Annotated in this window: 10 protein-coding genes; 5 read left to right on the forward strand and 5 right to left on the reverse strand. The window is 62.5% G+C overall.

Annotated features, from left to right (window positions below; translation table 11 throughout):
• The first annotated feature begins 71 nt into the window (after nt 1-71).
• Complete coding sequence (locus MESS2_RS19430; RefSeq protein ID WP_040593536.1) at nt 72-1,235, forward strand: DUF2865 domain-containing protein; 1,164 nt, start codon at nt 72-74, stop codon at nt 1,233-1,235.
• Here MESS2_RS19430 and MESS2_RS19435 read toward each other — a convergent pair.
• The 5 genes from MESS2_RS19435 to MESS2_RS19455 form a co-directional block, all read right to left on the reverse strand.
• Complete coding sequence (locus tag MESS2_RS19435) at nt 1,153-2,526, reverse strand: glutamate--tRNA ligase (protein ID WP_008876130.1); 1,374 nt, start codon at nt 2,524-2,526, stop codon at nt 1,153-1,155. The two genes, MESS2_RS19430 and MESS2_RS19435, sit on opposite strands and share 83 nt — an antisense overlap.
• Nucleotides 2,527-2,707: 181 nt before the next feature.
• On the reverse strand, nt 2,708-4,513 hold the full coding sequence (locus MESS2_RS19440; protein ID WP_008876131.1) for an ABC transporter ATP-binding protein: 1,806 nt from the start codon (nt 4,511-4,513) through the stop codon (nt 2,708-2,710).
• Nucleotides 4,514-4,898: 385 nt separating this feature from the next.
• Entirely contained in the window at nt 4,899-5,312 is a 414-nt protein-coding gene (locus tag MESS2_RS19445; RefSeq protein WP_008876132.1) for a GNAT family N-acetyltransferase, read from the reverse strand.
• 8 nt (nt 5,313-5,320) lie between these two features.
• Nucleotides 5,321-7,003: an NAD+ synthase gene (locus MESS2_RS19450; RefSeq protein WP_008876133.1), complete on the reverse strand. Its 1,683-nt coding sequence runs from the start codon at nt 7,001-7,003 to the stop codon at nt 5,321-5,323.
• 104 nt (nt 7,004-7,107) lie between these two features.
• Nucleotides 7,108-7,821 (reverse strand): DNA-3-methyladenine glycosylase I, encoded by a 714-nt coding sequence (locus MESS2_RS19455; RefSeq protein ID WP_083918614.1) that lies wholly within the window; start codon nt 7,819-7,821, stop codon nt 7,108-7,110.
• Between the two features lie 84 nt (nt 7,822-7,905).
• Between MESS2_RS19455 and MESS2_RS19460 the strand changes: the two genes are divergently transcribed.
• The 4 genes from MESS2_RS19460 (at nt 7,906) to MESS2_RS19475 (ending at nt 9,953) form a co-directional block, all read left to right on the forward strand.
• Entirely contained in the window at nt 7,906-8,469 is a 564-nt protein-coding gene (locus tag MESS2_RS19460) for a DUF1003 domain-containing protein (protein WP_008876135.1), read from the forward strand.
• Nucleotides 8,466-9,053, forward strand: coding sequence for a DedA family protein (locus MESS2_RS19465; protein WP_008876136.1), 588 nt, complete (start codon nt 8,466-8,468; stop codon nt 9,051-9,053). The genes MESS2_RS19460 and MESS2_RS19465 overlap by 4 nt, the downstream gene beginning before the upstream one ends.
• Nucleotides 9,054-9,171: 118 nt before the next feature.
• Complete coding sequence (locus tag MESS2_RS19470; protein ID WP_244440033.1) at nt 9,172-9,531, forward strand: type II toxin-antitoxin system Phd/YefM family antitoxin; 360 nt, start codon at nt 9,172-9,174, stop codon at nt 9,529-9,531.
• Nucleotides 9,528-9,953, forward strand: a complete 426-nt coding sequence (locus tag MESS2_RS19475; protein ID WP_008876139.1) for a type II toxin-antitoxin system VapC family toxin — start codon at nt 9,528-9,530, stop codon at nt 9,951-9,953. The genes MESS2_RS19470 and MESS2_RS19475 overlap by 4 nt, the downstream gene beginning before the upstream one ends.
• Nucleotides 9,954-9,976 lie beyond the last annotated feature (23 nt).

Raw genomic sequence — 9,976 nt, forward strand, 5'->3', positions numbered from 1 at the left:
TGACGACTGTCCTAAACAAACAGTTAACCGCAATCGCGGTAGCTTTCTTGGGCAAACGGAGTTCTGGGCAAATGATGGGCGCAGGGTGGAAGCTGACGCATGCGGCGGCGCTGCTCGCCGCCTTGGCGTTGTCAGGCTTTGCCACCCAGTCGCAAGCCGCCTCCGGCGTTTGCCGGCAGTTGGAAGCCGATCTGGCGTCCGCTTCGCGTGGCGGCGGCAAGCCGGCTCTGCTCAGGAAGTATGACGATGCGATCGTCAGGCAACGCCAGCAGATTGCAAAGGCCAGCAACCAGTCCGGCTGCGGCTTTTCGCTGTTTGGCCGCAATGAAAACGCCTGCGCCGCGCGCGACGCCACGCTCAAACGGATGAACGCCAATCTCGACGCCTTGCAGGCCAAGCGCGCGCAGCTTGCCGGCGGCGGCTCGCGGCGCGATCGTGCCCGCATATTGGCTGCGCTCGATGCCAATGGCTGCCGCGACAGCATTATTGCTCCCAAGCGCGGGCCGCTGCGGGAAGCGAACCGTGAAGACGGCAACGGCAATCTGCTCGATCGGCTCCTGGACGGCGATAAAAAGCAACCCGAAGCGCTGGAGAGCGATTCCGGCGAACGCGGCATCCGCGCCATGATCAACCAGCCCGACCGCATGGACCTGCCACGCCTCGGCGGCGAATTCCGCACGGTTTGCGTGCGAACCTGCGACGGTTATTTCTTCCCGATGTCGAATGCCGCCTCGCTCGGCGATTTCGAGCGCGACCAGAAGAACTGCGATTCGAGCTGCCCCGGCACCGAGATGCAAGTGTTCTACAGCCGCGGTCAGGGTGGCGATTCGGCTGACATGGCATCGTCGGCAACCGGCAGGCCCTACCGCGAACTGCCGACCGCCTATCTCTACAAGCAGTCCTCGCGCCCGGCCTGCGGCTGCAACGCGGCACAGAATTTCGAGATCATTGCCGGCAATCCGCCAAGTCCGGAACAGTCTCAGGCCAACACGCAAACCGAGCCGTTCATTCCGGTGCCGGTCGCCAAGCCGGATCCGGGCGCCGATCCCGAGACCCTGGCCAATACCGAAGGCGGCCTCGATCGGGAAGCCATCAAGCGCCTGGCGGTCAAACCCGTGGCATCGACCTTGCCGCCACCGGAGCAGCGCAAGGTCAGGGTCGTCGGGCCAGCGTTCCTTCCCGACCCAACAGCGGCAATAGATCTGCAAGCTCCGGCCCCGAAGGCTGTCCAGTAAGCGCCAGCCTGAGCGGCATGAACAGCGCCTTGCCCTTGCGCCCCGTGGCTTCCCTGATCTTGCCCGTCCAATTCTTCCAGACCGACCCGTTCCATGGGTCTTCCGGCAAAAGATCGAACGCCTGATGAAGAAAATCGCGGTCTTCGTCGGAAAACTCCGGCGGCTCCTGCGGACCTTCGCGCAGCGTGCGCCACCAGATTGCCGCGTCGGCCAGCCTGTCGACATTGCCGCGCACGGCGAGCCAGAACGGTTCGGCCTGTTCGCCCGATATGCCAAGCACGATCAACCGGTCGCGCGCTTCGGAAAACGGCATGTGATGAAGCAGTGTGCGGTTGAGCACGAAAAGCTCGTCCGGTTCGAATTTGGCGGCGGATTTCGACGTTGCGGCCGGATCGAAGCGCTCGGCAAGTCCGCTCATGTCGGGCACCGCCACGACATTTTCCGAGGTGCCGACCAGCACGGCCAGCGAGGCGACGGCCATCGGTTCGATGCCGGTCTCGCGCAGGCTCTCGATGGACAATGCGCCGGTCCGCTTCGACAGTCCCTCGCCCGAAGCGGTGGTCAGGAGATTGTGGTGGCCGAATACCGGCGGCTCGGCGCCCAGTGCCTGGAACAGCGCTATCTGCACGCCGGTGTTGGTAACATGATCGTCGCCGCGGATGACATGACTGACGCCCATCTCGATGTCGTCAACCACCGAAGGCAACGTGTAGAGATAGGTGCCGTCCTCACGCCGCAGGACCGGATCCGAAAGCGAGGCCAGGTCGACGGTTTCCTCGCCGCGCACGAGGTCGTTCCAGTGGATTTCGGTGCGTTCCGGCTGCAGCGGATCACTGGTGAAATTGGGCAGGAGGAAACGCCAGTGCGGCCGGCGGCCGTCCGACTGGTACTCGGCGACCTGGTCACGTGTCAGCGTCAGCGCCTCGCGGCCGTAGACCGGCGGCAGGCCGCGCGTGCGGCGCACCTTCCGCCTGAGATCGAGCTCTTCCGGCGTTTCGTAGCAGGCATAGACAAGGCGCGCCGCCTTCAACCTCTCCACCGCCGCATCGTAGATCTCGAAACGCCGCGACTGGTATTCCGTGCCATCCGGAAAAATGCCCAGCCAATGCAGATCATAGAGGATGGCGTCGGAAAATTCCTGCGTCGAGCGCGCGACGTCGGTGTCGTCGAAGCGCTGGATGAAGCGGCCCTTATTGTTCAACGCAAACAGCCAGTTGAACAGGGCGGTGCGCGCATTGCCGATATGGATGCGGCCGGTCGGAGACGGGGCGAAACGGACGGTAACTGTCATGGGCGGGGCGTACCGGATGCTTTCGGTGTTGACAAGACACGCCCCCCCGCTCTGTCGGAGACATAGAATATGACGATGGAAATGAAAAGACTACAGCGCCGCGTGTCCATTTGAGCGACGTGCGTCCACTTGGACGCACAAAGTACGCTCTAACACTGAATCTACGCGACGCTGTAGCCGTTCAGATCACCATTCCCTTGGTCAGTTCGAGCGCCTGGCGCTCGAACAGCCGGCGGTAGATGCCGCCTTGCAGACGGATCAGTTCGTCATGCGAGCCCTCCTCGGCGATGCGGCCGCGATCGAACACCAGCAGCCTGTCGAGTGCCCGCACCGTCGACAGCCGGTGCGCGATGACCAGCGTGGTGCGGCCGACCATCAGCCGCTCCATCGCCTGCTGGATCAGCACCTCCGATTCCGAATCGAGGCTGGACGTCGCCTCGTCCAGAATGAGGATCCTGGCATCGGCAAGGAAAGCGCGCGCGATCGCCACCCGCTGGCGCTCACCGCCGGACAGCTTCACACCGCGTTCGCCGACCAGCGTGCCGTAACCCTTCGGCAGGTCGGCGATGAAATCGTGTGCGCTGGCCAGCCGCGCCGCATGCTCGATCTCCGCCTGGGTGGCGCTCGGCCGCGCATAGGCGATGTTTTCGGCCAGCGACCGGTGAAACAGGATCGGTTCCTGCTGGACGATGGCGATCTGCGCTCGCAGCGAGGCCTGCGCCACCTCGGCAATATTCTGGCCGTCGATCAGGATCTGCCCTGAGTTCACGTCGTAAAGGCGCTGGATCAGCTTGACGAAAGTCGTCTTGCCCGAGCCGGAATGGCCAACCAGCCCAACGCGTTCGCCCGGCGCGATATCCACCGAAAAGTCGCGGTAGAGCGGCAGCCGATGGTTGCCGTAGTGGAAGGTGACGTTGTCGAAGCCAATACGGCCGTCGGTGATGCGGATCGGCTTGGCGCCGGGTCGGTCCTCGACGCCGAGCGGTTCGGACTGGAAGTCGACCAGTTCCTCCATGTCGTTGATCGAACGCTGCAAATTGCGGATATGCGTGCCGATATCCCTGAGATAGCCTTGCAGGACGAAGAACGAGGTCAGCACGAAAGCGACATCGCCGGCGCTCGCCTGCCCCCACGACCATAGCAGCAGCGAAAATCCGATCACCGCTGTCCTGAGCAGCAAAAGCATCGTCCCTTGCGTGGTGCCGTTGACGGTGCCGCGCACCCAGGTGCGCCGCGTGCGGGCACGCCATTGGGCGACCACCCTGGCAAGACGCGTTTCCTCGCGCGTCTCGGCGCCGAAACCCTTGACCACGGCATTGCAGCTCACCGCGTCGGCCAGCGAGCCGCCAAGGCGTGTATCCCAGGCGTTGGCAAGCCTTGCCGCCGGTGCGACATAACCAAGCGACAGCATCGCGGTCACCGCTATGAACAGCACCGAGCCGGCGGCGACCACCACGCCCATCATCGGCCAGAACCAGCCAAGCAGCAGCGTCGAGCCGGTGAGCATGACGAGCGACGGCAGCAGTGCGATCAGGATCGTGTCGTTGAGCAGGTCGAGCGCCCACATGCCGCGCGTTATCTTGCGCACGGTCGAGCCGGCGAAGCTGTTGGCATGCCAGTCGGTGGAAAAACGCTGGACGCGATGGAAGGCGTCGGCGGCGATGTCGGCCATCATCTTCAGCGTCAGGTCCGTAATGCCCATGAAGGCGATGTTGCGCAGAACGACGCCCGCGAGCGCCAGCGCCACCAGCATGGAAAACGCCGCCTTCGCTGCGTTCCAGGCAATCTCATCGGCCGTTGCGCTGCTGGCGACGGCGTCGACCAGTCGGCCGGAATAGAGCGGCGTCAGCACGTCGGCCGAGGTCGACAGCAGGAAAGTGCCCATGATGAGCGAAAGCCGCCAGGGCTGGCGCCGCCAATGGCCGAACGTAAAGCCAAGAACGCTGCGAAAGGCGCTCGCGCGCAAATCGATTTGAAAACGAGCCATGATGTCATCCGGGCGCAAACGAGCCCGGTCCCGGTAAGGTAGAAATTGAAAAAACCGCGTTGGCGCCAATTGGCGCCCGACAATGCGGAGGTTCGGTATATCTCGGCGGCTCGCCCTCAAACGGGGTGGCGACCGGCAGCGGCAAATGCCTGTTCTCAGTCCAGATCTCGTCGCGAAGGAACTTCGCGGCCTGCTGAACAGAACCTAGGCTTCGCGGCCTCGCATAACGATGTCAAATCGTGGCATTCGGTTCCTCCTAAAGGGGAATCGCGGAGAATCTCTTATAGAGACGCCTCGATGTCTCGCCAAGATGGCGGGCGATCCAAAGCGCATGTGGTCCAATCAGTGAGACGATTTTGCAACAATCGCGGGTTGTGCCGCCCGCTCAGCCTGTCGGGATGCGGTCGAGCCGCATGTAGCGGCCGTCGGTGGACGGCTTGAAGCCGAGCTTTTCATAGACTGCGTGGGCGTCGTTGGTCGCCAGGCTCCAATGCGTGACCGTCTTGCAGTCAGGGTGATCGATAAGCGCCTGGACAAGCCGCGTGCCGGTGCCTCGCCCGCGATGCCCGGGCCAGACGATGATGTCGGCGAGATAGGCAAACACCGTGCGGTCGGTTATCGCCCGACCGAAACCGACCTGCTTGCCACCGATGTAGGCGCCGGCGCAGAGTGAGTTGGCAAAGGCGCGGCGGTGGGTTTCGTCGCTGCGCCCGATGCCCCAGTAGCTCGCCATCAAGAGGTCGGAGGTCGCCCGGAAGTCGATCCGCGACAGGTCGAAGCTGATCTCGCAGTCAGGCACGGCCCAGCCTAGCTCCGATCCCTGAACCGGTTGGTTATGGGATAGCGGCGGTCGCGGCCGAAATTCTTCCTGGTGATCTTCACGCCGGGCGCCGCCTGCCGGCGCTTGTATTCGGCGATATAAAGCAGGTGCTCGATGCGCGTCACCGTCGCCCGGTCGTGGCCGCGCGCAACGATGTCGTCGACACCCATCTCGTTCTCGACCAGGCACTCCAATATGTCGTCCAGCACCGGATAGGGCGGCAGCGAATCCTGGTCGGTCTGGTTCTCGCGCAGTTCCGCCGACGGCGCCTTGTCGATAATGTTCTTCGGGATCACCTCGCCGGAGGGGCCGAGCGCGCCCGGCGGCACATGGGAATTGCGCCAGCGCGACAGCGCATAGACCTGCATCTTGTAGAGGTCCTTGATCGGATTGAAGCCGCCATTCATGTCGCCATAGAGCGTGGCGTAGCCAACCGACATCTCGCTCTTGTTGCCGGTGGTGACGACCATCGACCCAAACTTGTTGGAGATCGCCATCAGGATGGTGCCGCGCGCGCGGCTCTGCAGGTTTTCCTCGGTGATGCCTTCCTTGGTGCCCTCGAAAAGCTGCGTCAGCGTGTGCAAAAACCCTTCGACCGGCTCGAAGATCGGCACGATATCGTAACGGCAGCCGAGCGCGCGGGCGCAATCCTCGGCGTCCTTCAGCGAATCCTTCGATGTATAGCGGTAAGGCATCATCACGGCGCGCAGCCGTTCCTCGCCCAGCGCATCGACGGCAAGGGCCGCGCAGATCGCCGAATCGATGCCGCCGGAAAGGCCGAGAACGACGTTCTTGAAGCCGTTCTTGTTGACGTAATCGCGCAGGCCCAGCATGCAGGCGCGGTAATCGGCCTCCTCCCTTTCCGGGATCTTCGACATCGGCCCTTCGGTGCATACCCAGCCGTCATCCTTACGCTTCCAGGTAGTGACGTCGACGGCCTCCTCGAACTGGCTCATCTGGAAGGCCAGCGTCTTGTCGGAGCCTATGGCAAACGAGGCACCGTCGAAGATCAGCTCGTCCTGGCCGCCAAGCTGGTTGGCGTAGATCATCGGCAGGCCGCATTCGATGACCTGTCGGATGACGACCTGATGGCGCACGTCGATCTTGGCGCGGTAGTAGGGCGAGCCGTTCGGCACCAGCAGGATCTCTGCCCCGCTCTCGGCCAGTGTTTCGCAGACGGCGACATCGCCCCAGATGTCTTCGCAGATCGGAATTCCCAGCCGCACGCCGCGGAAATTGACCGGCCCCTGAAGTTCAGGCCCGGCCTGGAAGACGCGCTTCTCGTCGAACTCGCCGTAGTTCGGCAAATCGAGCTTGTAGCGCTCGGCAAGGATCTTGCCGCCATCGGCAAAAATGATCGAGTTGTGCGTGCCGCTTTTGCGCTTCAGCGGCGTGCCGATAATGACGCCCGGGCCGCCATCGGCGGTGTCGTTGGCAAAATCCTGCGCCGCCCGTTCGCAAGCCTTCAGGAAGGCCGGCTTCAGCACCAGATCCTCAGGCGGATAACCGGCGAGGAAGAGTTCAGCGAACAGCACGAGGTCGGCGCCCTGGCGGGCGGCATCCGCCCTCGCCTCGCGCGCCTTGGCGAGATTGCCTGATATATCGCCGACCGTCGGGTTGAGCTGGGCGACGGCGATGCGCAGGATATCGGGAGCGGTCTTCTTGGTCATGCCTGCTGACTTAGCGCGGCAAAATTCGCCGGGCAATGACGTTCGCTTGTGCCACCCGGACCGGTCGATATCGCTCGTGTCCTGACCGATCGACCGATCGTGTCCTATTCGCCCATATATTCGCGCAACGCTTGCGGCGAATGGTTTTCGCCGATCGACATCGCCAGGATGCGCGAAATGTGCCGGCGCGGCAGCCGCGTTTGCGCCGCCCAGGCGTTGATCCGAGCCTGGATCTTGTCGAGATCCCTCTTCGACGTCGGGCTTTCGGCGATGTCGAGGCCGGCGTCGCGCAATGCGGCCGCCATGTCGGTCGAGATGATGAAGGCGTCCCATTCCAGCCAGCGCAGGAAATACTGGCCGGTATTGCCGCCGAGCCGGCTGCCATGCTTGCCGAGATAGGCCATCAGCCCGACCTGGTCATCCGCCGGCCAATCGGCGAGAAACCTGCCGAAACCGCCATGCTCCTTCGACACCCGCTCGACGAAGGCAGCGTTGTCGCGGACGGATTTGATCTTCTGCGGGTTGCGCACGATGCGTTGATCGACCGTCAAGTCGTGCCAGAAATCATCGGGCTGGAACAATAGCCGCTTCGGCTCGAAGCCGAGGAACGCTTTTTCGAAACCAGGCCATTTCTGCTCGATGACGCGCCAGACGAAGCCGGCGGCGAAGACGCGCTCGGCCATGGTCGAAAGGATGCGGTCGTCGGTAATGTCAGCCACGGCGGCATTGTCAGGCATGGGTCCGAGCAGCGATGCCAACGAGGCTTCACCACCTTTGCGTTCCGCCGCGCGGGCGCGAATTTTCTGGAAATCCATCATTGTTTCCTCACCCCATCGCGTCAATCTACCACTTCCCGGATGAGCCGGCAGCCTCTACCTCTGTTGCTGACGACGGAGGCGACGATGAACAAGACGATCGAGGACCTGGCAAACCGCTGGCTGAAGCGAAAGCCGGACGGCCTCAGCGCGCTCGAAAACCGGGTGCTGCAATCGACGCTCGAACGCACCACGATCTCCAAGGACACCAACAAGGCCGTCGCCTTTCACCAGACGTTTGGCGATCGCCTGGCCGATACCATCGCCCGGATCGGCGGCTCGTGGTCATTCATCCTGACATTCATTGCCTTCCTGATCCTGTGGACGGCAGGCAATGTCTGGCTTTTGACGCGTGATGCCTTCGATCCCTACCCCTTCATTTTCCTCAACCTCGTGCTTTCCATGGTCGCGGCCCTGCAGGCGCCGGTGATCATGATGGCGCAGAACCGCCAGACCGAGCGCGATCGTATCGACGCCGCGCACGACTACGAGGTCAATCTCAAGGCCGAGATCGAGATCATGGCGCTGCATGAAAAGCTCGACGAACTGCGCCACAGCCAGATCATCGGCATGCGCGACGAGATCGCCCGGCTGGCCGAGCAGGTGAAGCGCATCGACGAGGTTCTGTCGAAGCAGCGGACGTCTTCATGACGGATTTCGTCCATCGTCTCATCGAACAATATGGACTGATCGCGGTTTTTCTGGGCTGTGTCGCGGAGGGCGAAAGTGCCGCCATCCTCGGCGGATTTTTCGCGCACCAGCAGGTCTTCGGGCTCTGGCAGGCCTTTCTGGCGGCAGCCATGGGCGCCTTTGTCGGCGACACCTTCTTTTTCGTCCTGGGGCGCAGTTTTGCCGACCATCCGTTCGTGATCAAATTGAGGGGCCGGCCGGGCTTCAGCCATGCCTACCGTCTCGTCTCGAACCATCCCAACATCTTCGTGCTGTCGAACCGCTACATCTATGGCATGCGCCTGGTCGGCGGCATCGCCGCCGGCTTCGCCAGCATACCGGTGGCGCGCTTCGTCATCCTCAACGCGATCTCTTCGCTGGTTTGGGCCGCGCTGTTTAGCAGTGTCGGCTATGTCTTCGGGCTGGGCGCCGAGCGCATCGTCGGCCAGGCGCTGCACCGTCACGAGCGGTTGCTGATCGCTCTGGCCATCGGCCTTGTCGTGGCCGGCCTGGCCTGGTTCGTTGCTCGCCATGTCGCCAGGAAAGAGCGCGCTAAGGAAAGTTGACCCAGTCGATGCCGAGTGCACGGTCGCCGCGGTCGAGGATCAGCGGGACAATCAGATCCTCCGGCAGAACGATCGGATGTGAAGACTCCACCGTTCGGAGGGATCAAATCGTCCTTGAATGCAAATCTTGATCCGTGATATTCTAGTCAGTATGACCAGAAAAAATGAAACCATCGCCTCGGCCTATTCGAAATCATCCAAGCGGCTCTCGCACGAGCCGAACACGGGCCGTTGGGTGCTCCAGGACGCCAAGGCTCATTTCAGCGAGTTGGTGCGCAGGGTTCGCATCGACGGCCCGCAACATGTCACCGTGCATGGCCGCCAGGAGGTTGTCGTCATCTCGGTTGAGGAATTCCGGCGCCTCAAAGGCGACCAGACCGGGGAGGCTCTGATCGCCGCCATGCAGGCCTCGCCGTATCGTGACGTCGACATCGCCCCGCACCGCAATGTGCTACCTGTGCGCAAAGTATCCTTGTGACAGGTTGGCTTCTCGACACCAACATCCTATCGGAGCTTCGTCGTCCCAGGCCCGAACCGAAGGTTGTCGCTTTCGTTGCCGCACAGCCGCTTGACTCGTTGTTCGTCAGTTCGGTGACGTTTGCAGAAATCCGTTTCGGGATCGAGACGGTGGATGATCCGGGCCGGCGCACGGAATTGACCGATTGGTTGTCGCACAAGGTTCGACCGATGTTCGAACAGCGGACGCTGCCCGTCACGGAAAACATCATGCTGAAATGGCGCCTGCTCGTCGAGGAAGGTCGCAAAATAGGCCATACGTTTTCGCAGCCCGATCTTATCATCGCCGCAACGGCGCTACTGCATGGCCTGACGATCGTCACCCGTGACACGGCGGACTACGAACGCAGCCATGTGGACATTCACAATCCCTGGGTGGACTGAGAGTTCGCTATGCTGCTCTAAGG

The sequence above is a fragment of the Mesorhizobium metallidurans STM 2683 genome, assembly GCF_000350085.1.
In the GTDB taxonomy this organism is placed as follows: domain Bacteria; phylum Pseudomonadota; class Alphaproteobacteria; order Rhizobiales; family Rhizobiaceae; genus Mesorhizobium; species Mesorhizobium metallidurans.